Source organism: Brevibacterium sp. FME37, from assembly GCF_014897485.1.
Lineage (GTDB): Bacteria > Actinomycetota > Actinomycetes > Actinomycetales > Brevibacteriaceae > Brevibacterium.
In genome coordinates, this window is the sequence record NZ_JABUYE010000025.1 from 1 (window position 1) to 24453 (window position 24453).

Annotated in this window: 22 protein-coding genes and 1 pseudogene; 16 read left to right on the forward strand and 7 right to left on the reverse strand. The window is 62.5% G+C overall.

Annotation, left to right across the window (positions count from 1 at the left end):
* Positions 1 to 389: 389 nt before the first annotated feature.
* Entirely contained in the window at positions 390 to 683 is a 294-nt protein-coding gene (locus tag INT29_RS18915) for a hypothetical protein (protein ID WP_193073024.1), read from the forward strand.
* A gap of 577 nt (positions 684 to 1260) precedes the next feature.
* Here INT29_RS18915 and INT29_RS18920 read toward each other — a convergent pair.
* Positions 1261 to 3084 carry a hypothetical protein gene (locus tag INT29_RS18920; RefSeq protein ID WP_193073026.1) on the reverse strand — a complete coding sequence of 608 codons (1824 nt, stop codon included), beginning with the start codon at positions 3082 to 3084 and terminating at the stop codon, positions 1261 to 1263.
* Between the two features lie 226 nt (positions 3085 to 3310).
* Here INT29_RS18920 and INT29_RS18925 point away from each other — a divergent pair, with 226 nt between their 5' ends.
* The 7 genes from INT29_RS18925 to INT29_RS18955 all read left to right on the forward strand — a co-directional run bounded on the left by INT29_RS18925 (position 3311) and on the right by INT29_RS18955 (position 10323).
* The gene (locus tag INT29_RS18925) at positions 3311 to 4282 is read left to right on the forward strand and encodes a glycosyltransferase family 2 protein (protein ID WP_193073028.1); all 972 of its coding nucleotides are present in this window, start codon (positions 3311 to 3313) and stop codon (positions 4280 to 4282) included.
* Positions 4282 to 5784, forward strand: coding sequence for a polysialyltransferase family glycosyltransferase (locus INT29_RS18930; RefSeq protein WP_193073030.1), 1503 nt, complete (start codon positions 4282 to 4284; stop codon positions 5782 to 5784). Before INT29_RS18925 ends, INT29_RS18930 begins: the two co-directional genes overlap by 1 nt.
* A complete protein-coding gene (locus INT29_RS18935) occupies positions 5781 to 6947 on the forward strand; it encodes a hypothetical protein (protein ID WP_226831438.1) in 1167 nt (388 codons plus the stop codon). The genes INT29_RS18930 and INT29_RS18935 overlap by 4 nt, the downstream gene beginning before the upstream one ends.
* Complete coding sequence (locus INT29_RS18940) at positions 6934 to 8193, forward strand: DUF6716 putative glycosyltransferase (RefSeq protein WP_226831436.1); 1260 nt, start codon at positions 6934 to 6936, stop codon at positions 8191 to 8193. The genes INT29_RS18935 and INT29_RS18940 overlap by 14 nt, the downstream gene beginning before the upstream one ends.
* 111 nt (positions 8194 to 8304) lie before the next feature.
* The gene (locus INT29_RS18945; RefSeq protein ID WP_193073033.1) at positions 8305 to 8850 is read left to right on the forward strand and encodes a TetR/AcrR family transcriptional regulator; all 546 of its coding nucleotides are present in this window, start codon (positions 8305 to 8307) and stop codon (positions 8848 to 8850) included.
* A 1-nt stretch (position 8851) separates the two neighbouring features.
* The gene (locus INT29_RS18950) at positions 8852 to 9571 is read left to right on the forward strand and encodes an ABC transporter ATP-binding protein (RefSeq protein WP_193073036.1); all 720 of its coding nucleotides are present in this window, start codon (positions 8852 to 8854) and stop codon (positions 9569 to 9571) included.
* Positions 9571 to 10323, forward strand: coding sequence for an ABC transporter permease (locus tag INT29_RS18955; protein ID WP_193073038.1), 753 nt, complete (start codon positions 9571 to 9573; stop codon positions 10321 to 10323). The genes INT29_RS18950 and INT29_RS18955 overlap by 1 nt, the downstream gene beginning before the upstream one ends.
* Positions 10324 to 10490: 167 nt before the next feature.
* On the opposite strand, the gene INT29_RS18960 is transcribed toward INT29_RS18955, so the two are convergent.
* Positions 10491 to 11003, reverse strand: a complete 513-nt coding sequence (locus INT29_RS18960; protein ID WP_226831432.1) for a GtrA family protein — start codon at positions 11001 to 11003, stop codon at positions 10491 to 10493.
* Positions 11004 to 11073: 70 nt separating this feature from the next.
* A complete protein-coding gene (locus tag INT29_RS18965; RefSeq protein ID WP_096145944.1) occupies positions 11074 to 12699 on the reverse strand; it encodes a hypothetical protein in 1626 nt (541 codons plus the stop codon).
* A gap of 53 nt (positions 12700 to 12752) precedes the next feature.
* Between INT29_RS18965 and INT29_RS20815 the strand changes: the two genes are divergently transcribed.
* On the forward strand, positions 12753 to 12857 hold the full coding sequence (locus INT29_RS20815) for a pentapeptide repeat-containing protein (RefSeq protein ID WP_413463172.1): 105 nt from the start codon (positions 12753 to 12755) through the stop codon (positions 12855 to 12857).
* Between the two features lie 438 nt (positions 12858 to 13295).
* On the opposite strand, the pseudogene INT29_RS20820 reads toward INT29_RS20815, so the two are convergent.
* A pseudogene (locus tag INT29_RS20820) lies at positions 13296 to 13829 on the reverse strand (glycosyltransferase family 2 protein); the annotation flags it as partial.
* A gap of 862 nt (positions 13830 to 14691) precedes the next feature.
* On the opposite strand from INT29_RS20820, the gene INT29_RS18980 reads away from it, so the two are divergent.
* Genes INT29_RS18980 through INT29_RS18990 form a run of 3 tightly spaced genes read left to right on the forward strand, consistent with a single transcriptional unit; the run spans position 14692 to position 17254 of the window.
* Positions 14692 to 15687: a methionine ABC transporter ATP-binding protein gene (locus tag INT29_RS18980; protein WP_096147150.1), complete on the forward strand. Its 996-nt coding sequence runs from the start codon at positions 14692 to 14694 to the stop codon at positions 15685 to 15687.
* The gene (locus INT29_RS18985) at positions 15687 to 16361 is read left to right on the forward strand and encodes a methionine ABC transporter permease (protein ID WP_096147151.1); all 675 of its coding nucleotides are present in this window, start codon (positions 15687 to 15689) and stop codon (positions 16359 to 16361) included. The genes INT29_RS18980 and INT29_RS18985 overlap by 1 nt, the downstream gene beginning before the upstream one ends.
* 56 nt (positions 16362 to 16417) lie before the next feature.
* A complete protein-coding gene (locus INT29_RS18990; protein ID WP_193073040.1) occupies positions 16418 to 17254 on the forward strand; it encodes a MetQ/NlpA family ABC transporter substrate-binding protein in 837 nt (278 codons plus the stop codon).
* 208 nt (positions 17255 to 17462) lie between these two features.
* On the opposite strand, the gene INT29_RS18995 is transcribed toward INT29_RS18990, so the two are convergent.
* Entirely contained in the window at positions 17463 to 18362 is a 900-nt protein-coding gene (locus tag INT29_RS18995; protein ID WP_193073042.1) for a serine hydrolase, read from the reverse strand.
* Complete coding sequence (locus tag INT29_RS19000) at positions 18359 to 19300, reverse strand: LysR family transcriptional regulator (protein WP_193073044.1); 942 nt, start codon at positions 19298 to 19300, stop codon at positions 18359 to 18361. Before INT29_RS19000 ends, INT29_RS18995 begins: the two co-directional genes overlap by 4 nt.
* A gap of 131 nt (positions 19301 to 19431) precedes the next feature.
* Here INT29_RS19000 and bla point away from each other — a divergent pair, with 131 nt between their 5' ends.
* From bla to INT29_RS19020, 4 genes are all read left to right on the forward strand, one after another.
* Entirely contained in the window at positions 19432 to 20346 is a 915-nt protein-coding gene (gene bla, locus INT29_RS19005) for a class A beta-lactamase (protein ID WP_193073046.1), read from the forward strand.
* Positions 20347 to 20430: 84 nt separating this feature from the next.
* Positions 20431 to 20898 carry an SRPBCC family protein gene (locus tag INT29_RS19010; protein ID WP_193073048.1) on the forward strand — a complete coding sequence of 156 codons (468 nt, stop codon included), beginning with the start codon at positions 20431 to 20433 and terminating at the stop codon, positions 20896 to 20898.
* 101 nt (positions 20899 to 20999) lie between these two features.
* Positions 21000 to 21773: an NAD(P)-binding domain-containing protein gene (locus tag INT29_RS19015; protein WP_193073050.1), complete on the forward strand. Its 774-nt coding sequence runs from the start codon at positions 21000 to 21002 to the stop codon at positions 21771 to 21773.
* Positions 21774 to 21813: 40 nt separating this feature from the next.
* Positions 21814 to 22377 carry an antibiotic biosynthesis monooxygenase gene (locus INT29_RS19020; protein WP_193073052.1) on the forward strand — a complete coding sequence of 188 codons (564 nt, stop codon included), beginning with the start codon at positions 21814 to 21816 and terminating at the stop codon, positions 22375 to 22377.
* Between the two features lie 19 nt (positions 22378 to 22396).
* On the opposite strand, the gene INT29_RS19025 is transcribed toward INT29_RS19020, so the two are convergent.
* A complete protein-coding gene (locus INT29_RS19025) occupies positions 22397 to 24292 on the reverse strand; it encodes a formate--tetrahydrofolate ligase (RefSeq protein WP_193073054.1) in 1896 nt (631 codons plus the stop codon).
* Between the last annotated feature and the right edge of the window lie 161 nt (positions 24293 to 24453).

Here is a 24453-nt window from a genome sequence, read left to right on the forward strand (position 1 = left end):
CACTTTTCTTCTCTCTGTCCGGGTCCTGGACGCCCCTAATCATGAAACCCCGAGGCAAGAAGCACGTCATGCCAGGCGAAGAGTCGAAGTTCGATTCGCTGCGCAAGGTCAGCGTCTGACCTGATCGTGCATCGATCTGGTCAGCTGATCACGGCCCCATCACCTCGCCGAGGTGGTGGGGTCGTTGTCGTGTTCCCTCGCTGAGATGGTGGGACCGTTCCAGAGTCAGGTTTGCACGGCTCCAGACGATATAGTCACACAGGTCATTGATGCCGATGAGAAGCACACCGGATGCGGCGACTTGGACTGCACCCTGAAATGGGACCTTCGTGAAGATCCTGGATCACTAAGAATCTTCAAAGACGAACAGCCAAAATGAAGAGCGAGGCATGGAAACCCCAGCACCAAATCAGTGGAATATCGATCGGATAGACGAGATCGTATTTCCAGCGTTGCAACGTCTCCTCAAAGAGGGAGAGCTTGACGGAGTCTCAATCGAGTCCGACGGCCCCAATTTACGCATGCTCTGGGGACGATTCTGCGTTCGCGGTGAGAGAATTCGAGTACTCGTTTCGGACTCGGACATCACTGAATCGTTAGAAGAGGCCAAACAGCGGTTCTACGAACAGCTTCAATCCGAAATAGCCGAAACTACTTTCGCGTGGGGAGAGCTTCGCGAATAGCTAAATGGAGGTCCCCTACCTTGGGCGCCTCGGCAACTGGTTCCCGAGCTGCATCTACCGTGGCCGCATCATCTCGCCGAGGTGGTGGGGCCATGGTCATTTCCGCACGTCGGTATCGGGGTCTGTGTAAATAGGAGTGTAAGTCAGCGCCGGAATTCCGGGACCTCACGAAATACAGGGCCCGGTGTCTACTCGAAGCTGGCATCTTGAGATCAGATCTTCACTCGCATCTACTTCGAGCCACTAAAGTGAGGGGTTAGCAGCGATCGTCCGCCTTCGCCGTCTCTCGCGACCAATAGCGATCACAATAGCGATGGCGGCTAACAGCAATCCCACGCACCACAGCCACGCAGCATAGGGTGCAAACCACGGGCTGGTTCCGACGATAGGCAAGAACGCAGCGACCATAAGCAGTATCAAAACGATATGTTTACGCATTGGGCTCCTCACAGTTGCGCCAGGTACTTGCCAACATTCGTACCGTTCGCCACATCAAACACAGCGACTCAGACCAGGCATCTTGCTCCCACCGTAACAGTCCACGCGACTCCGGCTTCTCCACTGCATGCGCTTCTATTCAGCGTTTGAATGCGCGCCTGATTCGCCGAGCTCTCCACGCCACCCCATGCGCCGTCTTGTCGATGAGGACCTTCGCCTCGGCGGTGGCAGTACGGTCGTTGACCGCCTTGAGCCGAACCTCGGACTCCTCGAGCTGTTTCCGCAGTCCGGCGGAAGTGGCGGCGTGGCGGTCCCTCTCCGCAGTCTGAGCGGCGAGTTCCGTGGTTCGGGCGTCAAGCTCTGCAGACTGTCGCTCGAGCTGGGTTTCCTGGTGCTTGAGCTCCGTTCGAAGGCTCTCGCGTTCTGTTTCGAGGGCCTTGCTGTGAGTGGCAACGTCTTCTAGTTTCTTCTTGTGCTCGCGGTGGACTTTTGTGAGCTCGCGCGTCTGTACGGCACTGAATTCCTCGGCTTCGGCCACCGCCGTGAGGTGGAATTCCTCGGCTCGGATGTCGGCAGAGGTGCGCAGTCTCTCGGGACCGGTCGACTGCCCAGCAGCCGTTCCCGTCGCGACGGGGCTCGACCCAGGTCGCAGTCGATGGTGGATCACTGCATGGTTGTTTCGAGTGATGTCGTGGAAGTCCTGTCGAGTCGACATCAAGTCGTCCTGCAGGTCGTTGCCCTGTGCGTGAGCCTGCTCGATCGTATCGACGATCCGCTGGGCCAGTGCGTGAGCTCGCTGAGCCACATCTTGGGGACCGCAGTCAGCGGCGTCGGTGCCGGTGATGCCTGCGCCACCGACTTCCGTAGTCGCGCTCTCCGACGCCATGCCCTCGGGCCCCACCGGCACCACGAGTTCAGGATGCCCGATATCTTCAGCGAAGTAGCCGAGCTTGGCATGCAAGTCCAAGGAGATCGGGATCGAACCGACTCCGAAGGGAATCATCTGTGCGTGGCCGCGACCACCGAGCACATAAGGAATGGAGGCGAACAGGTCAAAGCCGGCGAAGAACCCGACGTCGGAGCCATGCAGTCTGACCTCCTTGACCTCGGGCACCTCGGCGACCAACTGTGCCGACACCTCGGCGTCATCGGGATGAAAGGGAGCACTGAGAATGGTCCACCCTCTGGCCACGAGCATGCGGGCGGCATTGATCGTGGCACGGTGGATCACCTCGACGTCAAAGCCTGCGGCCTGCTGGCGTGGGTGGACGAGCATCTGGATCGCCAGGACCTTCTTGCTCGGATCGGGGCGGCGGTCGATCAAGGGCTCGTAGAGCAGACCTGCGATGGTCGTCGGACACGGATGGAACCGGATCGCATTCGAACGAGAGATTGGCCCCACCTGGGATTCGGACGCAAGGCCCGCGGCCAGTGCCTGATTCGGCAGTCGCCGATCGTAACTGCCGTCCGCGCCCAGGAACCGCGTCATCGTCTCGATGCTGCCGGTGTTGCGCAGGCCGAAGAAGACGGACTGGTCGAGGACCTGGCTGACATGGGTGCGCATCAGTTCGTCGAACTCGGGCTGGCCGGGGAACCGGTTGTCGCCGAGCGCATAGACGATCAACGGCACCTCGATGGCGGCGAGCGCCTCGGCGGAGATCTTCCACTGCCATCCCGACAGGCGGTTCGGGTTCGTGTCTTGGAGGAACAGCCCGCCACCGCCGATGACCACAGCATCGGCCCGCGCGTTGATTCGCTCGACGAGGGCCATGTCCACCTCGCGTCGCAGTGCCGCCGCCGAGGTGAAATCGACCTCACCGACCGACTGCTCCGCGGAACCTGAGCCAGCCAACCCACCAGACCCCATCACTCGGAATGCGTCCCTGACAACGGGGAACAGTGCCTTGTCGCCATAGTTTCCCCAGGTCGGGATGTCGAAGTGGAACAGCTTCAGGTTCGGCATCACATCAGGTTATGAGTGGTCGACAACGTGACTGTGGGCGGCAAGCGAACGCCGGGTGAATTCGCGCTGTCTGAACCGTCAACCTCGGCGCAACCCACCGTTCGCTTAGGAATTCTACGATCAATCGAATGCGAACCACACAGCCCGTCCGCACAGGAGAACACGTGCATGCACCAGCGCACGCGACGAACTCCATGACAGAAGAGCACCACCGCGAAAGGACCCAATGACAGTCCCAGTCGTCAGTGTCATCATCGCTGCGAAGAACGCCGAGGAAACGATCGGCGGGAGCCTGCAGAGCCTGGTCAACCAGCGCTTCACCCGTGACGAACTGGAAGTCATCGTCGTCAACGACGGGTCCACCGATGACACCGCGGGAGTCGTTGCCGAATTCGCCGACCGGCTCAACCTCGTGACCATCCACAATGCGGAATCGCGCGGGGTCTCCGCCGCACGCAACACCGCGCTGGAGGCCGCCGCCGGCGCAACCATCACCTACCTCGACGGTGATGACTGGTACGCACCAGGCCATCTGCGGTCCCTGACGGATTCGATCACCGGCCTGGGAGTGGACTTCGTCAAGACCAACTACCTCATCGTCAACGGGTTCAAACGCAGACTGCGCACGGCCCCCTGCCTCACCCACAACACGGCACTCAACCCCAGGGACTTCATCCTCCCCCACGATGCCTCGACGATGGTCGACTTCCCCGAGTGCTGGACCGGCATCTACTCCCGGTCCATGGCGCAGCGGGGCCTGCTCGAGTTCAACCCGGCCCTGCGCACCTGCGAGGATCGCCCCTGGACCTGGCGCCACCACCTCGAGACCGACAGCTTCGCCGTCGTCGACACCGCCGGCCTGTGCTATCGCAAGGGCAGCGCCACCTCGTTGACGGCGATCTTCGACGAACGCCAATTGGACTTCATCCCCGCCTTCCGCTCCGTGTTCGCAATGCTCGAGGAGAAGCCGGAGCTCCGTCGCTTCGAACGCAAAGCCGTCCGCAACTTCCTCTCCATCCTCTACTTCCAGATCCACAACCGCGGCTCCTCAATGAACCACGAGGTCAGGTCGAAGCTCAACCTCGGCGCGGTGAACACGCTCAAGGGCGTCGACAACGACATCATCGACCAGGCCCTGCATAACTACGGGGAGCACCGACTGCCCGTGATCGAGTCGATCGTCAGGAGGGCCCGCTGATGACCCAGATCATCCAGATCTCCACCCAGTACCAGCTCGCGAACATCGTTGCCCTGATCCGCGCCGGACGCCTCGGTGAGGCGAATGAGCGGCGGATCCTCGTCATCGCCAACAACTCCTTCGCCCCCGAGCTGACGCCGGCCGCCGATGACATGCCCGGCTCGGCTGGCCTGCTGACCCACTTCGATCTCATCATCGACTGGAACGCCACCATCTGGCCCAACCACCCGAAGACCTTCGGCATCTCCGGTGAACGTGCCCCGCTCATGCAGCGGTCGCTGCGCTCGGGTTGGGCGATCGCCGATGACGAGCCCATCGATCTCATCGTCGAGTCCCTGCCCGGTCATCCGGCCGGTGTGCTCACCCAGATCTTCACCACGGCGAGGATCTCAGTGCACTCCGATGGGCTGATGAGCTACGGTCCCATCCGCAATCCGTTGTCCCTGCCGCAGTACCAGCGGCTCTCGACGATCTACTACACGGATCTCTTGCCAGGCATCACCCCACGTCAGCTGGCAGAGCACTCCCCCGATCGAGTGGTCCTGCCTGCCGCGGATCTGAAGTCGGTCATCGATGACATGGCCGCCGAGGTGGCTCCGGAGTTGGCGGCGGCGGATCTCGCCGATCCGATCCCCGACGCCGGAATGGTCCTGGGCCAGTACCTGGCTCAGATCGATCTCATCACCCCTGAGGAAGAGCTGGAGCTGCACCTGCAGATGATCGATGAGGTCAAAGCACGCGGGCTGTCCACTGTGATCTTCAAACCGCACCCCACCTCGGCGCGGACGACTATCGAACCGTTGCGCAAGCGCAGCCATGAGCTGAGATTGGAATTCGTCCTCGCCGACGTGCCGCTGCTGGCCGAGATCGTCATCGCCACCACCCGGCCACAGCTCGTCGTGTCCTGCTATTCGACGGGGCTCGCGACCGCACGGGCACTGTTCGGGACCGCCACGGCCGCCAGCGGCACCTCGATGATGCTGGAGGTCGTGGCCCCGTACCAGAACAGCAACCGTATCCCGCTGACCATCGTCGATGCCCTGCATACGGGCGGATATGTTCTGCCCGGTGACCTCGCCGAGGTGGCTGATCCACCCGCGAACGCGTCGTCCGGCACGCTGTCCGCCGGCACGCGCCCTGCCGGCACGAAGGACCTCGGGCCTCTCATCGATGCGGTCACCTATTGCATGCAGTCCGAGACGGCCTCCTACCTGCGCGGAAACGCGATCGACTTCCTCGAATCGGCCGTCGGCGGGGAGGACATGAAGTACTTCAAACGCAAGCGACTCTCGAAGCTGGATCTGCCCGGACAGTTGGAGATCTCCCCGCCTCGCAAGGGGCTCAGCTCGGCCAAGCGACGTCTGCGCACGCAGGCAAAGCGGGCTCAGCACACTCTGAAGAGCTACGGAATCTCCATCGACGGCCCGAAGCTCGTCCCGAAGGTGAAGTCGACACTGAGTTCGAAGCTGGGTGCAAAGCTGAAGTCGGAGCCGAACCGATGATGGCTGAGAAGGAACCTGCGGCGAAGGAACCCGCTGAGAACGACTCCGTTGAGATGGACTCGACGATAGAACAATCAGACAAGAAGAAGTCAGACCCGAAGAAAGACGAGGTCACCATGACTGTCACGAAGGATGCAGAAACTCCTGAACTGCGCAATGCCCTACAGAAGACACCGAAGGTTCGGCTGGCCTCGATCGCCTTCGTCGAGTCTCCTCTGCAGTTCCTGTCCGCGCTCGAGGCCCACGACCCGGCCGAGCACCTGCGGATTCGGGCCCGTGCCAATGCTAAGGGCATGACCTCGTTCCTCGACGCCTTCGACTCCGCTTGGCTGCCGAAGAACGTCTCCCTCGAACGAGTCGGGGCCAAACCGGGAGTCCTGCGTAAGCACAACTTCGATCGCATCTACATCGGTGATGCCTGTTCCGGACAGGTCCACAAAGCGATCGCGATGGCCTACCTGGAACGTCGCATGCCCGAGGTCGTCATCCTCGATGACGGTCTGGCCACCTATTCGACCATCGACATCCTCACTGCCAAGCGCGGGCCTCTGGTACGGCCGCGGCAGAAGCTCAAGGCCTCGCGAGCAATCATGGCCGCACACGTCGCGGACCGTCTGCGCGGCCTGGCTCCGGCCGGAAAGCTGCGCTGGCACACCGCACTGCCGGTGTCGAAGACCATGCGCAAGGCCTTCCTCAAATCAGGGGCGGAGATCACCCGCCACAAGTTCGAACACCTGCAGACTCTGCCCACCGGCGGCAGCCACCCCAGAGACAACCCGGTCATCGGCTCGGCACTCGTCGCCGACGGACTCATCCACGCAGACTCCTACCGCGCCTGGCTCGAATCGCTCATGGCCGAGGGTCCCATCACCTACTACCCCCACCGCCGCGAGACCGAGGAATTCCTCGCCGAGCTCGGCCGTGACGAGCGTGTGCGCATCAAGCACGTCGGTCTCCCGATCGAGCTGCGCCTGGTCAATCTGCCCCCGAACTCCACCATCCGCAGCCTGCCCAGCACCGCAGCGATCTCCCTGGCAACCCTGAACCCGGACGTGACGATCTCCGTCACCGAGATTCCATCGGAATGGTGGACCGGTGCCTCTGCCGATAGTCTGCGTAAGTCCCTCAACGCCCAATCGGTCAAGGCAGATGTCGACTCCTGAACCATCCCCACCGCAGGCGATCCGCATCGTCTCGGTCTCCGACTCCGAGTCCTACCTCAAATGGGCGACCCAGCTGCTGACTTCCTTGCCCGGCGTCGAGGCCCACGTCTACCTCATCGACAGCCCGATCCTGCCCACCCGTGAGCAGGTCACCCACGCCATCGCCGGTACCGCCTGGGCCGGACGCAACATCCCCGTCGTGACTCGCACCGACCTGGGCCGCATCATCACCGACCATCACGCCGACATCGTGCTCGGCGCAGCCACCGGACCGGTCGTCGCCCAGCTCTTCCTCACCGCCCACCTGCACGAGCACCGCCCGGCCCTGGTCTCGGGGCTGCCGGGAATGGGTCTGCCTGCTAGCAAAAAGGGCATGAATTATCGCCGGCTGATGGATGGGTTCATCGCCCATTCCTTCGCCGAGGTGGCCCAGTACACCGAGGTCAGTGCACTCACACAGGTGCCCTGCGATATCTATCTGGCCCGCCTGCCGATGCTGCGCTCGGCCGGGATCCCCCAGCTTGCCGCCTCTGCTGCCAGCTCCGACGCCGCGGACAGCACCGAGTCCAACACACGCGCCACGCTCCCCCAGACCCTCGTCTTCGCCCCACAGGCCAAGGTGCCCGAATCGCTGGGCGATCGCGAGGCGATCGTTCGTGCCCTCGCGAGTTTTGCCTCTCGTCACAGGGAATCGAGCGTGATCATCAAAATGCGCTCACGGCCCGGTGAGCATGAGACGCATCATGAGCTGCATTCGTACTACGACATTCTCGAGTCGCTGCGCGGTCAGGAGGTTCCTGGCGCCGATCTCATCGGCCTCGGCTATGGTCCACTCGATGAGTTCCTCGTCCCCGGAGCCGCGCTGGTGACCGTGTCTTCGACGGCGGCACTCGAGGCCTTCGACCGTGGCATCCCCACCCTGCTGATCTCCGATTTCGGTTTCGACCGCGACCTGCTCAACGAGGCGTTCACCGATTCCGGTGCCACCGGCACCCTCGCCGAGGTGGCCGCCGGGTCCATCGGCTTCCCCACCTCGGCGTGGTTGGCTCAGAATTACTTCCACTCCGACGACGGCAGGTTACTTCACCATCTGGAGCTGCTGGCCACACGTGCCCGAGCCGGCCAGCTGCCGAACCGGCGCGGTGCCGTGTGGAAGCAGAAGCGTCTGCTCATCCGCGCCGAACTGCGCACCATGGCACCCGCCCCAGTTGTGCGTGCCTACAGAAAACTGCGGTACGCGCACTGAATCTTCCGCTCTGGCTGGTCCCAGCCGTTCCTGGTCAATCGGGAACACTCCGGACCGGTGTATGCGCGGGACGCCTCTTGCTTTTGCAATGTTAGTGACTAACATTAAAGAATGGATCGCTGGACACGAACACATGATGCGCTGACGCAGGCGGCCTTAGAGCTGTTCGGCGAACACGGTTACGATGCAACCGGCACAGCTGAAATTGCGAAGCGGGCGAAGGTCAGCGAGATGACCCTGTTCCGCCACTTCCCTTCCAAAGAAGCACTGCTTCTGACGGACCCTTTTGACCCGTTGATCGCAGACGCGGTGCGAGCTCGCCCTGACTGCGAACCGGCGATGCACGCTCTGGCCGAGGGAATCCGAATGACCTGGGTCGAGCTCGACTCCGCAAGCCTGCGCGCACTGCATGCCCGCCTGCGGATCATTGCCGAAGCGAGCAGCCTTCGCGGGGCAGTTGAACACAACAGCATGGAGACCATCGCGGCGCTGCAGGCCGCACTGACTGATCGCGGCTATTCCGCGACCTCGTCCTACGTGGCATCGACTGCGATGATCTCCGGGCTGAGTGTCGCACTTCTGGAATGGGCGCGTTCAGAGATGACCAGTCTCGACGATGCGTTGGGCAGCGCCTTGGACACGCTGGGAGGCCGCTGAGATGCTCGAATTCGCCGATGTCGATTTTCAGTTCCGACGCGGATCAGGTGTTTCCGATCTGTCGTTTCATGTGGATCCAGGTGAAGTCGTGGCGGTGATCGGATTGAATGGGGCAGGAAAAACCACTCTCATGCGCCTCGCGCTCGGCATGCTTCGCCCCGATGCCGGATCGGTCCGTCTCTTCGGCGCGCTGATAGCAGACGCGTCCGCCGCCTCGTGGGCGCTGGTCGGTGCCTTGATCGAGGTCCCACTTGCCTACCCTGAACTCACGGTGGAAGAGAACTTGCGGATTTCCTGCCGGCTGCACGGAGGTGACCCGGCGAGGGTCGAGGCAGCTCTCGATACATGGAAGCTCACCTCGCTCGCAGGTCGTCGGTTTCGTCGCCTGTCGTTGGGCAACAGGCAGCGAACTGGCCTCGCCGCCGCACTGCAGCACCACCCTAAGATGATCGTGCTCGATGAGCCGAGCAACGCTTTAGACCCCGCGTCTGTGATCATGTTGCGCAAAGAACTGGCGCTGCGCGCGAAGCACGGTGCTGCGATTCTAGTCAGCAGTCATCATCTCGACGAGGTGGCCCGCGTCGCCGATCGAGTGCTGCTGATGAATCGAGGCCGCCTGCTTGGCCAGCTTGACACCACCGGCGCCGACCTCGAACGTGCATTCTTCGATCGCATTGCTGAAGACGACGAACGCTACGACCACATCGGCCAAGAACCCTGATGAACTCCGCGGTCCGCGTCGAGGCGCTCAAGCTGGTCCGGTCCCTGGTCGGAAGGACTGGAACCCTCGCGCTCGTCCTGGGCGTCGTCGCTCTGTTGGGCGGGATCACTGCCGGCATCGCGGGCGGCAACAGGCAACTGATTGAGCAAGCAGGGGCCGCCTCGACCCTGGATTGGGATGGCCTGCTGGCGGAAGCCGCGCAGGTCATCTCGGTTGCTTCCCTGCTGACTTTTGGGATCGTACTTGCCTGGATGTTCGGCCGCGAATTCGCCGAAGGCACCATCGTCGGCCTGTTCGCGCTCCCGGTCAGCCGCGCTCAGATCTCGCTGGCCAAATTCATGGTCTACCTGCTGTGGATGAGCCTGGCCAGCCTCGCTCTCGCGCTGAGCATCCTCGCACTGGGTGTCATCGTCGGCTACGGTGCCCCGAGCGCCGATGTCTGGGCTGGGCTCGCCCGACTCTGGGCACTGTCGGCGCTCATGGGGTGCGTCGCCGCCCCCACCGCGTGGATCGCCACTGTCACTCGCTCCTTGCTCGCTGGAGTTGCCAGCACGATCGCTCTTGTCGTGATCGCCCAGATCGGGGCGCTGGCGGGTGCAGGCGGGTGGATGCCTCTTGCCGCACCCGCGCTATGGGCGATGAGTAACGGAACTGGCATCACCCCGGTCCAACTTGTGCTGTCGATCTGCTTCGGTGCTGTCTTTGTCGCTGCGACCGCGATGAGTTGGGCCCGGCTGCAGCTGAACCGATGATTCCCGAGGCGACGACTGCTCGCGTTCGCACCCCGGCACCTGTGGAGCTCCGAAACCACGCTGCACGCGTAGGGGTATCGAAGCTCCGGAGTCGTCTCGAAGAAGGTAGCACAGCAGCAGCCTTCCACTCCGTCGCTAGGGACACAGGCGGGCAGCAGTGAGGTGGGTCAGTCGCGGTCGTCGGGGACGGTGCTGTGCTCGTCCATCTCAACGACCACCTCGGCGTCAGGCGCTGTTTCTTTGAACACCCATGTTCGGTAGGCGTAGAAGCGGAAGATCATGGCCAGGCCGATGCCGATGATGTTCGTCGAGATGTTGTAGGTCAGCTGATCGCGCATGTCGAGGAGGTACCAGGTCACGCCCAGTGGGATGACGGTGATGATCATTCCGGCCATGTTGACGGCGATGAAGAGCGAGATGCCACGCAGGTTCGAGCCGGTGGTCCGGTCCCCGTAGGTCCAGAGCCTGTTGCCCATCCACACGACGGCCATTGAGACGATGGTGGAGACGATCTTGGCCTTGATCGGGCTGCCCTCGAGGAGCGGAGAGATCGATCCCAATCCGTAAGCGAGAAGGTTGGAGAGTCCCACGTCGACGATGTATCCCAAACCACCGACAGTGAGAAACTTGAACGCTTCGGCTGCGAGGCGCCGCATACGGGCCGATAAAGACTCTTTCATTACAGTCATCGAGTCTAAACGGCCCGGTTTCGCACTCGCTGAATGCTCCCGATCGCGGCGTGCCCGGCGATCACGGGGTCTTCCCCGGCGCCGAGGACTTCGGGACCTCAGCTGGGTCCGATACAGCCAGCTCTTCCCTCGGCGCCGAAGCCTTCGTGACTGCCGGGACTCTTCGGGTCCGCCACATCGCCAAGGCGAACAGCGACGCCGTGGTCACGGCGAGCGCTGGCCAGAACGTGTACCGGAAATGGTTCGACGGGACGATGGGGAAATACCCGAACACATAGAACAGCGCCGAGGTGGCCAGCATCGTGATCTCGGGCCAGAAGGTTCGCTTCCCGGCCGGGACCTGGGACGAGTGTGATCCTCGCTGGGACGCAAGCGTCTGTCGCAGGGGCCCTTGCGACCGTCCTCGAGCGCGGTACCCGAAGGCCAAGAGAAGGCCGGCGAGAAGGGTCCAGAACCAAGGCTTGAACAGCATCGGGAAGGTGTCGAGTGCAAAGTCTTCGACATAGGGCTGGACGATGTAGTCGGCCTTGTCATTACCCTGTTCGAGGCCGACCTTCGCCGCGTCATAGTGCCAATCGGCCGGCCAGTATTCCACGGCCGAGGTGAAGAAGTAGAAGGAGAACACCGCCGCCCGGTACTCGACATAGCGGACGGGGTGGGTGATCACTTCGCTCAGCCACAGGCTCTTCAGTTCCTCTTGGTAGGCGATCGGTGAGAACGGCTCCCCTGTGGCGCCTTTGCCGTAGCAGTTCCAGTAGGCGTCCCAGATCTCGCCCTTCTTCAGACATTTGTCGCGGGCCGTGCCGATCTTGTGCTTGAGCTCGGCCGGGGCATCCGAGGACTGCAACTCGCTGTTGGGTACGGAGAACATGACGTCGTCGAGGAAGATCTGCGAGACCTGACCGGTGGCCTGCACGTCCTCCTGCGATCCGATTGCCGCGTCCGTGGCTTTCAGGCCCGCGCCGAGGACAACGAGGACGAGCAGTGAGGCCACCGCTGTCGCCATCACTCGTCGCATGCCGGACGGTGCACCAAACCGTCCCGCAAACTTTGCGAAGCGGCGACTGCTGCGCACCCTCTTGACCAACAGATATCCGATATAGACAGCGATCGGCACAATGGCGAAGATGGCGTTCTTCCGCAGCCCGAACGCATAGACGAGCAGCACCAGCGCGGGAATCCAGAGCAGCCAAGTCTTCGGGACGAAGCGGGTGATGATGAGGAGGACGACGGCCAGCAGTATGGCCACGGCCATCTGCGTGTCTTTCCACATCGTCGTCATCTGCGACACGGCCCACGGTGTGGCCATGATCGCCGGCCCGCCCATCGACACCCACCGAGGTGCACCCCACCGGTGCACGATCACGCCGAGGCTCCAACAGGCCAGAACCAGAATCGCTACTTGGAGGACGAACAGGCTGCCTGCTTCCCCGGTGAAGCCGATGAGGACGCGCCACACAGCGCTCATGATCGGTGGGTGCCAGTCGGAGAACGGGATGTCGCCCGTGGCTTGGGCATACTGGTTGCCGATGTCGACATTGGCTCGCCCAGGCAAGAACAGTGCAATGAAGAACAGTGCAGGTACGAGAGTCAGCAGCGCGAGGAAGGCATCCCAGGCGAGCGCCGAGGCGAAGAAACCTCGCGGCTTCGTTGGTTTCGTTGGTGTCGGGTGTGTCGGTGCCGTCATGAGGCGAGCGAGGTCCTCGCTGCGGGCGACTGTCGGCGAGTCTGAAGCGGCAGATCAAGTTCCGAGGTGCCGGTTGCCGGCAGGCTGACTTCCGAGGCGTCCACCTCCGAGGCACCTATCTCAGAGGCTCCCACCTCCGGCATGCTAACTGCAGGTAACCCCAGGTAGGCCAGTCGAGAGGTTTCGCGGCGGGCTCGGCGCAGACCATCGAGCGTCAGCCCCACACTGCCCAACAGGAACGCGAGCCCCATCAGAGCTGTGGCGAGGATGGCTGTGGGGAACCTGGGCACCAGACCGGTCTGCCAGAACTCCCACACCACGGGCAGGCCGAACAGCAGGGAGGCGAGCGCCAGGATCGTAGTGATGACTCCGTAGAACAGCCTCGGCCGCTCATGCCTGACCAAAGCGGAGATGAGTCCGAGGATGCGGAACCCATCCTTGAACGTCGAGAGCTTGGACTCACTGCCATCGGGGCGGTCGCGGAAGTCGATGGGCACCTCAGTGCTGGGCAGACGCAGCGACATCATGTGCACGGTCAGCTCCGTCTCGATCTCGAAGCGCTTGCTGATCGCCGGAAACGACTTCACGAACCGGCGAGAGAAGACCCGGTACCCGGAGAGCATGTCGGAGACCTGGGATTGGAACAGCCACCCGGTGAGCCGGTTGAACATCATGTTTCCGGCTTCATGCCCGGGCCGGTACGAGGTGGACTCCTGGTTGTCCTGGCGCACACCGAGCACATGATCATAGGGTCCGGAGACCAGGGTCTCGATCATCTCGGGCAGGTGTGAAGCCTCGTAGGTGTCGTCGCCGTCGATCATCACGTAGATATCGGCGTCGATATCGGCGAAGGCTCGCCTGACGACGTTGCCTTTCCCCGGGGAATTCTCCTTACGAACGATCGCGCCCGCCTCGTCGGCTCTCTGCGATGTCCGGTCGCTGGAGCAGTTGTCGTAGACGTAGACGGTGATCCCCGGGACGGCGGCCTTGAGGTCGCGGACCACCGTCGCCACCGTGATCTCCTCGTTGTGGCAGGGTACGATCGCAGCGATCCTGGTGGTGTCCTCGAGCATGCGGTGTTCCCATCGTCGTCCTCGGCCCGACGCACTGCCGAAGCAGCAAGCGGCCATGACCCTTAGCTCCTCAGTGATACGGGCGCGAAGTGACGATGAGGTTACGAGAACGCGAACTGAGCCGAACCAATTCCTCGGCTTCGGGCAGAGTTCATGTTCCCGTCACTTCCTCCTTCCGTCACGGCGTCACGCGGGCAGCTCTCCGCGAGGCCCCTTCACCGCGGGTGGCGCACTGCGAGGCCTCTTTCATCGCGGGCGGTTCCGAGTTGCGGACGATTCGTGCCGATTCACCGCGGAAAAGTCGACACGAATCGTCCGCAACTCGGCACGCGCCGCAATCAACTCCCCGCCCCGCCGAGGAAGTCCCATGCCGTTAACCTGAGGTGGGTGCCCAACACAAGGCGACTGTTCGCTTTGGAAGACATGGCAGAAATAGGCACGAGAGAGATCAGGGACAGGGAGAGACCATTGATTCCCAGGGGAACGGTCGGCAGGATCTTCTATTTCATCGTGTGCGGAATTTCCATCGCATTGCTGATTGGCTGCATCCTGATGACTCTTTGGTCCAGGCAGGCACAGGACGGGTGGATCACCATCGGGGCCGTGACCATGATGTCGTGGCTATTCTGCGGGCCCTTGATAGTCGTCCCTTTGGGTTGGTCATTAGGTCTCTACGCAGCTCGGACAAAATACCTTTAGGGTCTGTCTCCGCACCCTTGATGTACGAGGGCTCCGGCCGGTTCAGCCGGACTGCTTCCCCCTAGCGCGTGTCCTTGGTCACGAAACCCTGCTTTATGCGTCTTTTTATGACGCCTGCGCCTTGGGCGCGTCCACCGCCTTGGCATGCTGAATCGTCGGCCCTACTGAAACGTAGGTTCGAGTTGCCCATCCCCTGCCCCACCCACACGAGGAGACGCCTGTGATCGAGCTGCGCGGTCTGCGTAAGGTGTTCGGAGACACCGTCGCCCTGGAAGAGATCGATCTGTCGGTCCCTGCCGGTGAAATCCACGGCATCGTCGGCCGTTCCGGTGCCGGCAAGTCCACACTCATCCGCTGCCTGACCGGGCTCGATTCCCCCAGCTCCGGCACTGTCTCCATCGACGGAACCGACATCTCCGACCAGTCCGGCTCGGGCCTGCGCGAGGCCCGCCGCAGCATCGGCATGGTCTTCCAGCACGTGAACCTCCTCGACTCCCGCACCGCTTTGAAGAATGTGGCCCACCCTTTGGAAATCGCGGGAGTCTCCAAGAAGGAACGTCTGGCCAAGGCACGCGAACTGCTCGAGATCGTCGGCCTCGGCGACCGTGCCGACAACTACCCAGCTCAGCTCTCCGGCGGACAGAAACAGCGCGTGGGCATTGCCCGAGCGCTGGCCGCCGAACCCAAGGTTCTGCTGTGTGATGAGCCGACCTCGGCGCTGGATGCCTCTACGACGGACCAGATCCTGGGCCTCATCCGCTCACTGCGCGACCGCCTGGGCATCACCGTCCTCATCATCACCCATGAGATGTCCGTCATCCGCGAGATCTGCGACTCCGTGACGCTGCTCGCCGAAGGTCGGGTGGCCAAGACCGGCAAACTCGCCGAGGTGATCTCCGAGCCCGGCTCGACCCTGGCCAAGGATCTCGTCCCCCTTCCACCCATCGGTCTCGATGATCTGGATTCCGTCAAGGGTTCCGCAGGCACGTCGGCCAACCTTGTCGAGGTTGCGTTGGCCGGAACCAGCCTGCCGAAGGTCCTGACCAGCGCCCAGTCCGTGGGAGTCGGTGCCGAAGCGATCCTCGCCGGTGCCGTCGAAACCATCGAGGGCAAGCAGGTCGGACGGATCCGCTTCACGGTCCGCTCTGCTGCTGCGTCGAAGGAGCTCATCACCGCCTTGGAAGCAGACGGAATCTATGCGGAGGAGGCAGCCTGATGAACGATCCGACATGGTTCGACAACCCGGCGATCACGCAGCAGATGCTGCCCGCCACGATCGAGACCCTGCTGATGACAGCTTGGTCGACAGGCCTCGCCGTCCTCATCGGCCTGCCGCTGGGAATCTGGCTGTTCACGACCTCGAAGGGCGGGCTCAAGGCGCGTCCCGTGCTCTACCGAGTGCTGTCCTTCATCGTCGACGTCACCCGCTCGATTCCCTTCATCATCCTCATCATCGCCCTCATTCCCTTCGCCCGCTTCGTCGTGGGTTCGGCCCTGGGGTGGCAGGCGACCGTGGTGTCGCTGACCATCGGCGCGATCCCCTTCTATGCCCGCCTGGTCGAGAACTCGCTGCGTGAGGTCTCGGAAGGCAAGGTCGAGGCGGCATTGATGATGGGGGCCTCGCACGGGCAGGTGGTCCGGCAGGTCTACGTCCCCGAGGCCAAACCGGGCCTGATCGGAGCCGCAACCGTCACCTCGGTGACTCTGGTGTCCTACACCGCCATGGCTGGTGCTGTGGGCGGCGGCGGACTCGGTGCCCTGGCGATCTCCTACGGCTACAACCGCTACCAGGCGGACACGATGATCGCCTGCATCATCGTGCTCGTGCTCATCGTCACGCTCATCCAATTCATCGGCGACCGCATCGCCCGCGCCGTCGACCATCGCTGAGCCTCAGCCACCACAATCCTCACCGCACTGACGCACTACTGAAACCAAGGAGAACCATGAAGACCAAGCTCATCGCCATCGCCGCGAGTGCGACCCTGCTGCTCTCAGGCTGCGGCCTCGTCGGCGGCGGAACCGACTCGGTCGGCGAGAAGGACGGCGACATCACCAAGCTCACGGTCGGTGCGACCCCGGTCCCACAGGGAGACATCCTGCGCTACGTGGACGACAACCTCGCCGAGGATGCCGGCCTCGACATCGAGATCACCGAGTACACGGATTACACCCTGCCGAACAAGGCTCTGTCCGACGGTGACATCGACGCCAACTACTTCCAGCACAAGCCCTACCTCGACTCCGAGGTCGAAGGCCAGGGCTACGAGCTCACCGCCTTCGACCCGATCAACCTCGAACCCTTCGCCCTGTTCTCCAAGAACATCAAGGACGTCAAGGATCTGCCCAAGGGCGCGAAGATCGGCATCAACAACGATCCTGCGAACCAGGGCCGTGCACTGAAGATGCTCGAAGAGGCCAAGGTCATCACCCTCAAGGACGGTGTCGACGCGGTCGACGCGAAACTCTCCGATGTCGAGGGCAACCCGAAGAAGGTGAAGTTCGTCGAGGCCGACGCCGCGCAGCTGGCTCGCACCCTCCAGGATGTCGATGCCTCGGTCATCAACGGAAACAACGCTCTGGAGGCCGGACTCAATCCGGCCAAGGACGGAATCGTCCTCGAAAAGGCTGAGGACAACCCCTACGGCAACTTCCTGGCCACGCGCACCGAGAACAAAGACGACGAGAACATCAAGAAGCTCGACGAGCTCCTCCACTCCCCCGAGGTGAAGAAGTTCATCGAGAAGAAGTGGTCCGACGGATCGGTCCTGCCCAGCTTCTGAACCGACACCATCCATCTGCGATAAGAGCAGTCGCTGGAATCAACGGTTGGCGCCTTCTCTTCGAAATCTCGACGATCTTCGAAGAGAAGGCGCCAACCGTTTAGCACATTTCCGAACGGTTCGGATCTGAAATGAGCGAATACAACCGGACAGGTGACTCGATCAGTGTTCACGTGCTGGGCGCGGACTCGCACAAGGCAGAAAGACCTCATCTGAGCGCGTCGTGCAGTGCCCGAGCGGCCGCCCCAAGAGCCGCCTCCGCGGCCGGCTGCACAGCGGCCGGATTTCTCGACTCGCTGAGGACGACGACAGCGATCGTCTGCCCATTGGCGTGCTCGACAACTCCGATCTCGTGCCGAAGGTGCAGCAGAGTCCCCGTCTTCGATGACCACCGAGCCGCATCGGACATGAGGTCGGGCGCCAAGCGGTGGCGCATGACGTTGCCTGCCATGAGCTCACGCAAGCGGGATGCAACCACGGGACTGATGCGATCGGGACGCCACAGCTGAGCAAGAAGTTCTGTCAGCACGGAGGCTGTGGCAACATTCGCCTGCGCAGAGTCGAGTTGCCAGATCCGATGGCCTGCTCCTGCCGAGAGACCAGCGTGCGCAAGCTCGAAGGCCAAGTGAGCCTCCGGAGACGGAAGACTCTCCAGCGGTGTCCTCACGAGAGCATCGAGATGGTGCCTGACCTGGATCTCGCCGAAACCCAGGTCCGCGAGTTCACGTTGGACCAGCTCGATGGGCACGAGCTGGAGCAGGGCATCGGTGGCCGTGTTGTCGCTGAAGCACAACGAGAGCATGAGCAGGTCATCAACGGCAATCCGCGCAGGATGGCGAAAGCGACTCGCGCCCGTCGAACCCGCCGGCTTGAATCGACCAGGTTCAACGAGCACCTGATGATCAGCGTCCAGCGTCCCGCTGGCGATGCGGCTGAGCACTGCGAGGGCAATCGGAACTTTCACAACGGAGGCCAGCGGCAGGGAAACGTCGGATCCTACCGAGATCTCAGCCTGTGAGTCGAGGTCCCTGACCACGATCCGGGCCCGCAATCCGGCTGCCTCGAGCGAATCACCGACCTCCCTGACGAGGTGCGCTGCGGTCGTCATCTGGCCTCCCCTGCCGCCGTCTCACCTGACGCCGGCTCAGCCTCGGATGCACGATTCGGGGTGCCACCCAGGCAGTCTGCGATCTCCTCACCGAATTCCCCGAGCGCCGAGGCATCTTCTGCTGAGGTGGCCGAGAGCACATATCCTCGCTCCACAACGGGGTCGACCAGCGGGGACCAAGAGAGGCCGAGCTGCCTGGCTTCATCGATATGGCAGATCAGCAGATCACCGTCGGCGAGGACTCCAGCGACAGCTGCGGGATCAGAGGGCCCGACGACCACCTGGTAGGGAAGCAGACCGGCTTCTTCGGATGCTCTGCGGATACGACCCCGCACGTGCGGGACATCATCTTCATTGAGCAGCCTCAGCCTCCGACCGGCCAGCCTGGCTCCGCTTCCTGGAATCGGCGCGCGGGATCGTCGCAGATCGGCAACGCGCACAGCAGGCAAGCTCTCGGAACGGTGGGCGCACCCCAGCTGAACCGTCCATCTCCCTTCAGCCGCGGGAACGGATCGAAGCGCTGCTCGGACTCGTCGAGCAGTGAGGTCCTCGACTCTTCGTCCCGGCGGGCCGGGATGAAAGTCGATGCGCAGCCCCCGAGCATTCGCCGAGGCGGCCAGTACAGCGAGATTTCTGGTCGAGCACAAGTCGGGCACCGCCAGAGACACCGGCCGCAGCTTCGCCCGGTCGGCATCGAGCATCATCTCGTCGGCCAGCTCGACCAGTCGAGCGGCAGAGGGCAGCATGTCCCGCCCGAACGGTGTGAGACTCACTCCTCGACCGATCCGCTCGAACAGACGGGCTCCGAATTGTCTCTCAAGCCCGGCGATACGACGACTGGCCACCGGCTGTGGAACACCGTCGGCCGCGGCTCCGAGTGTCATGCTGCCGAGTTCGCTGACCGCAGTGAATGTGCGGCAGGCTTCAACTAGGTCCATCACCTCATGGTATGCGTTTCTGATATGTATAAGAGAAAACTGATCTTCGACAGCATGAGAAGAGTGCAGAAGAGTGGTTTCCACCCGGCCAGACAGGGCTGAAGAGACTGACGAGAGATTGGATCAACCCGATGAATGTACGACCGTGGAGACTGCTGACTGCAACGACGCTGACCTGCGCACTGGTCGCAGGCTGCTCACCTGCTGATGCGAAATCGGAACTGGGTACCCAGACACCGAGTCCGGACCGAACCAGCCAACAAAAGGTCAGCGGCGAACTCGAATCCCTTGAAGAGGATTTCAAAGCACGAATCGGAGTGAGCGCCGTCGACACGGGAAACGGGACAAGCTTCGACTACAGGTCCGATGAACGCTTCGGCTTCGCCTCAACTCTCAAGGTGTTCGCAGTTGCCGAGCTGTTGGCTCGCACCACGTCCGCTGACCTTGACGAACAGGTGACATGGACCCAGGCAGACGTCGACGAGGCCGGTTGGACTCCGGTGACGGAGAAGCACGTCGATACGGGACTCCCACTGAGGGACGTCGCCGAAAGCGCGCTGCGAGTCAGTGACAATGCAGCCATGAACATCGTGCTCGACGAAATCGGTGGACCTCGGGAACTCGACGCAGCACTCGAAGACGCCGGCGATCCGACCACCGAGGTCATCGACGAGGAACCGGAGCTCAACGACGTCGACCCCGACAGCTCCGATAACACCACGACCCCCAAGGCCTACACCGCTGACCTACAGGGGCTGCTCGACCCCGATCGCCTGCCCGAAGACGACCGTGAGGTGCTCCTCGAATGGATGTCGGACAATGAGACCGGTGATCCCCTCATCCGCGCCGGGGCACCGAAAGGATGGACGGTGAAGGACAAGTCGGGCCACTCGGATGGAATCCAGAACGACATCGCCGTCGTCTACCCTCCCAGCGAGGATCCGATCATCATCACCGTACTCACACAGAGCGAGGACCCCGACTCCGAGGAAGGCCCGGCCCTTGTCGCGGCAGCAGCTGAGGCCGTCTTCGACTCCTTCGCCTGAGGGCAGCCTGAGCGCGGCGCACTGGGCACAGCGATGACATGCTGCGAGTCGGCGCCGACCTGAGAGATCGGTAGAGTTGCCGGCATGACCGAATCTCTCACATTCTCCGATTCCATCCTCATTGCGGCCGACCCGGCAACCGTCTACGCAACCGTTTCAGACGTGACTCGAACCGGCGAATGGTCACCGATATGCAGGGAGTGCTGGTGGGACGAGGGCGACGGTCCCCGGATCGGAGCCTGGTTCACCGGACGCAACGTCACCACGGACCGCGAGTGGCAGACCCGCAGCCAGGTCATCGTCGCCGATGAGGGACGTGCGTTCGGGTGGAGCGTGGGACCGGGCCGGGTTCACTGGACATACAGTATGCAGGAAGCAGAAGGCGGCACACTGCTCACCGAATCGTGGGAGTTCCTACCGGAGGGCCAAGCCTTCTTCAGCGAGAAGTACCAGGACCAAGCCGCCGAGCAGATCGCCGAACGAACCGCGGCTGCGCGGACGGGCATCTCTGAGACTCTCAAAGCAATCAAGCAGGTCATCGAAGCCCGCTAGAGCTTCATCGGTTCTGGACGCAGCCGGACAAGAATACTATTGAATGGACGAGGCGAGATCTTCACACCGATCTTCTCAACGGCGTTTCCAGGGGGCAGTTCATGGGCACAGGCATCGGGATCATCGGAGTCGGCGAGATCTCCTCGGCGATAGTGCAAGGTGCGTGCTCAAGCGATGACCACCCGGATTTCTTCCTCTCCCCTCGAAATGTCCAACGTTCGGCACAACTTGCCCGCGACTTCGACCGGGTCGAGGTCTGCACGAGCAATCAGGACGTCGTCGATCGCAGCGAACACATCATCCTGGCCGTGCTGCCTGAGCAGACTGAGGCGGTACTCTCCGAGCTCAGCATTCCGGCCGACCGCACCATCGTGAGCGCAATCGCCGGGATCTCAACCGATACCCTCGCCTCGCTTCTCCCGAAGAGTCCGAGCATCGTGCGCGTCATCCCGCTGCCGCCCGTGCGCGAACGCCGCGGTGTCACCCCGGTCTACCCTGGCCACTCGGAAGTCGAGAGGTTCTTCGATACTCTCGGCGGCACCGTTGTGGCAACAACCGAAGAACTTTTCAGCACCTTGTCGGCCACAACAGCCACGATGTCGTCCTACTATTCCTTTCTTCAGGGCATTGCCGACTGGCTCGTCGAACAAGGATGGGAGAGGGCCGCTGCCGAACGCATCGTTCGCGGCCAATTCGCCGGTTTGGGCAATACCCTCGCGACTACCGACACCCCCTTCTCTGATCTGGTCAAGGGCCATGAAACCCTTGGCGGCCTCAACGAGATGCTCCGCCGGGAGTGGATGGACGCGAACAACCACGCCGCACTCGCCCGATCACTTGATCGGATCTTCGCACGTGTAAGCGGAAGCGACTGACCAGAAGCCTGCCACGGCAGAATTGGCTAAAATCTCCCCTATGTCCCACCACTCTCCGATCACTGTGTCGATCACGCGCACCGTCCTGCCCGAGCACCATCGGCGGTTCAACGCCTGGGTGCAGGCGGGGCAGGAACTGGCACGCGAAAGACCCGGGTATCTGGGGTCCGGGTGGGTGAGGACAGCACCGGATTCGGACGAGTGGCATGTGCTCTACCGGTTCGCTGATGAGAAGTCGCTGCGGGCCTGGGATGTCTCCGAAGACCGTCGCTGGTGGATCGACAGTGCGGCCGAACTCGTCGAGACCACCCGGGTTGAGCATCGGACCGGAATCGAGGGGTGGTTCGAATCTCATGGAGAGGAGACTCTGACGATCCCTGAGACAGTCGTTCCCCCTCGATGGAAACAGGCGGTGGGCATCTTCCTCCCGTTCTTCCCGCTGAGCCTACTCTCGACGTTACTCCTCATGCCTCACCTCGAGAGCTGGCCGACGGCCCTCGCCGTCTTACTCAACATCTGCATTCTCACGCCGTTGATGACATACGTATTCCTGCCGGTGAGCACCCGTCTGCTACGACCCTGGCTGCAAAAACCTCGCCGCTAGGCCAGAACATACCGCGCGGTCAGAACAGACCGATGATGTTCCCGTCCTCGTTGACGTCGATGGTCAGGGCTGACGGTTCCTTGGGCAGCCCCGGCATCGTCATGATGTCACCGGCGATGACGACGACGAAGCCGGCACCTGCAGAGAGCCGCACATCCTTGACCTCGATGATGTGATCCTTCGGCGCCCCGCGCAGAGTGGCATCCGTGCTCAGTGAGTACTGGGTCTTGGCGATGCAGATGGGGGCATCGCCGTAGCCTTCGTCCGTGAACTGTTTGAGCTTGCGCGTGACCTTCGTCGGCAGATCCACGTCGGCGGCACCATAGATCCGCTGGGCGATCGTGCGGATCTTCTCTTCCAGCGGACGGTCGAGCTCGTATGAATACTGAGCCGCCCCTCGGTCTGAACGAGTTGCGGACGATCTGTGCTGACTTTTCCCTTGAGAATCAGCACGGATCGTCCGCGACTCTTCCTCGCCGCCCTGAGACTCGGAGTTCTGAGACTCGGAGCCCTGAGACCCAGTGTCACTGATTTCAGCGTCTCCGGCGGCAACACCGCCAACGAACACCGACCCGTCAGCAACGGCAGCACCGGCATTCCCGGCTCCACCGGCAGCCTCAACGACCGCCTCGGCGAGCGCCAGCGCACCCTTGCCACCATCGGCCCAGTGGGTCGACTCGACGGCAGCGATTCCCCGAGACCGCAGGTGCTGGATCGCGGCTGCCATCTCCTCGTCGGTGTCGGTGGGGAACCGGTTGAAGCACACGACCGGGGTGATCCCGTAGATGTTGAGAAGATTGCCGCAGTGGTGTTCGAGATTGTTCATTCCACCGATCACAGCGTCGATGTTCGGCGTCTGCACGTCTTTGACCTCGACGCCGCCGTGATACTTCAGCGCCCGCAGGGTCGCCACAACAACCACGGCAGAGGGCCAGATGCCGGCAGCGCGGCACTTGATGTCGAGGAACTTCTCGGCCCCCAGGTCGGCACCGAATCCGGCCTCGGTCACCGTCCAATCACCCAAGGTCATTGCGGCCTTCGTCGCGAGCAGGCTGTTGCAGCCGTGGGCGATGTTGGCGAAGGGTCCGCCGTGGATGAACGCCGGCGAATGTTCGAGGGACTGCACAAGGTTGGGCGCGAGCGCATTGCGCAGCAGCGCCGTCATCGCGCCTGCGCCACCGATGTCGGCGACCGTGATCGGTGTCCGTGATCGGCTGTGGGCGAGGACGATGCGTCCCAGTCGCTCCTTGAGGTCGGTCAACGAGGTGGACAGGCAGAAGACCGCCATGACCTCACTGGCGACGACGATGTCGAAGGCATCCTCGCGGGGCACTCCCCCGTTGATGCCGCCGAGTCCCACGACGACGCCGCGCAGCTCCCGGTCGTTGAGGTCGACGACGCGGCGAATGTGGACCCGCCTGACGTCGACATCGAGTTCGTTGCCGTGATGGATGTGGTTATCCAGCATGGTCACGGCGAGGTTGTTCGCCGCAGCAATGGCCGCGAAGTCACCGGTGAAATGGAGGTTGATGTCCTCCATCGGCACGACCTGGGCGTATCCGCCGCCGGCAGCGCCGCCCTTCATCCCGAAGACCGGACCCATGCTGGGCTCGCGCAGGGCCAGGATGGCTTTGCCGACTTCCGGCTTCGAGCGTGCCAGCTCATTGAGCCCGTCGGCCAGACCGATGCTCGTAGTGGTCTTACCTTCGCCCGCTGGGGTCGGGCTCATGGCCGTGACGAGGATGAGCTTGCCGTCGGTGTTGGATTCGGCGGCCCGGTTGAGAACGTCGATGGGGACCTTGGCTGTGGTCCATCCGTGGGGGATGATTTCCTCTTGAGCCAGGCCCAGTCCAGCGGCGACATCGACGATGGGATCGAGCTCGGCGTTGAGCGCAATATCGAGATCTATGGTCATAGTGCCATCATGCCGCTTCTGCGCTGGTTTGTGACCACCTCAACGAGAATGAATTCGCACGAGGTGCACCCAGTTCCGCTCACTGCAACAAACTGTTTTCGCGAAATGTAACGCATTCATCTACCGGGGCAGCTCAACGTGAACCACGTTTCTGACATAGG

What these genes read in the sequence shown, in the direction of transcription:
- INT29_RS18945 (WP_193073033.1), top strand. Translation starts at nt 8,305, where the DNA reads ATGGATCGCTGGACACGAACACATGATGCGCTGACGCAGGCGGCCTTA.
- INT29_RS19015 (WP_193073050.1), top strand. Translation starts at nt 21,000, where the DNA reads ATGGGCACAGGCATCGGGATCATCGGAGTCGGCGAGATCTCCTCGGCG.
- INT29_RS19020 (WP_193073052.1), top strand. Translation starts at nt 21,814, where the DNA reads ATGTCCCACCACTCTCCGATCACTGTGTCGATCACGCGCACCGTCCTG.
- INT29_RS18955 (WP_193073038.1), top strand. Translation starts at nt 9,571, where the DNA reads ATGAACTCCGCGGTCCGCGTCGAGGCGCTCAAGCTGGTCCGGTCCCTG.
- INT29_RS18960 (WP_226831432.1), bottom strand. Translation starts at nt 11,003, where the DNA reads ATGAAAGAGTCTTTATCGGCCCGTATGCGGCGCCTCGCAGCCGAAGCG.
- INT29_RS18935 (WP_226831438.1), top strand. Translation starts at nt 5,781, where the DNA reads ATGATGGCTGAGAAGGAACCTGCGGCGAAGGAACCCGCTGAGAACGAC.
- INT29_RS18985 (WP_096147151.1), top strand. Translation starts at nt 15,687, where the DNA reads ATGAACGATCCGACATGGTTCGACAACCCGGCGATCACGCAGCAGATG.
- INT29_RS18995 (WP_193073042.1), bottom strand. Translation starts at nt 18,362, where the DNA reads ATGACGACCGCAGCGCACCTCGTCAGGGAGGTCGGTGATTCGCTCGAG.
- INT29_RS19000 (WP_193073044.1), bottom strand. Translation starts at nt 19,300, where the DNA reads ATGGACCTAGTTGAAGCCTGCCGCACATTCACTGCGGTCAGCGAACTC.
- INT29_RS19010 (WP_193073048.1), top strand. Translation starts at nt 20,431, where the DNA reads ATGACCGAATCTCTCACATTCTCCGATTCCATCCTCATTGCGGCCGAC.
- INT29_RS18965 (WP_096145944.1), bottom strand. Translation starts at nt 12,699, where the DNA reads ATGACGGCACCGACACACCCGACACCAACGAAACCAACGAAGCCGCGA.
- INT29_RS18940 (WP_226831436.1), top strand. Translation starts at nt 6,934, where the DNA reads ATGTCGACTCCTGAACCATCCCCACCGCAGGCGATCCGCATCGTCTCG.
- INT29_RS18950 (WP_193073036.1), top strand. Translation starts at nt 8,852, where the DNA reads ATGCTCGAATTCGCCGATGTCGATTTTCAGTTCCGACGCGGATCAGGT.
- INT29_RS18920 (WP_193073026.1), bottom strand. Translation starts at nt 3,084, where the DNA reads ATGCCGAACCTGAAGCTGTTCCACTTCGACATCCCGACCTGGGGAAAC.
- bla (WP_193073046.1), top strand. Translation starts at nt 19,432, where the DNA reads ATGAATGTACGACCGTGGAGACTGCTGACTGCAACGACGCTGACCTGC.
- INT29_RS18915 (WP_193073024.1), top strand. Translation starts at nt 390, where the DNA reads ATGGAAACCCCAGCACCAAATCAGTGGAATATCGATCGGATAGACGAG.
- INT29_RS18930 (WP_193073030.1), top strand. Translation starts at nt 4,282, where the DNA reads ATGACCCAGATCATCCAGATCTCCACCCAGTACCAGCTCGCGAACATC.
- INT29_RS18990 (WP_193073040.1), top strand. Translation starts at nt 16,418, where the DNA reads ATGAAGACCAAGCTCATCGCCATCGCCGCGAGTGCGACCCTGCTGCTC.
- INT29_RS19025 (WP_193073054.1), bottom strand. Translation starts at nt 24,292, where the DNA reads ATGACCATAGATCTCGATATTGCGCTCAACGCCGAGCTCGATCCCATC.
- INT29_RS18925 (WP_193073028.1), top strand. Translation starts at nt 3,311, where the DNA reads ATGACAGTCCCAGTCGTCAGTGTCATCATCGCTGCGAAGAACGCCGAG.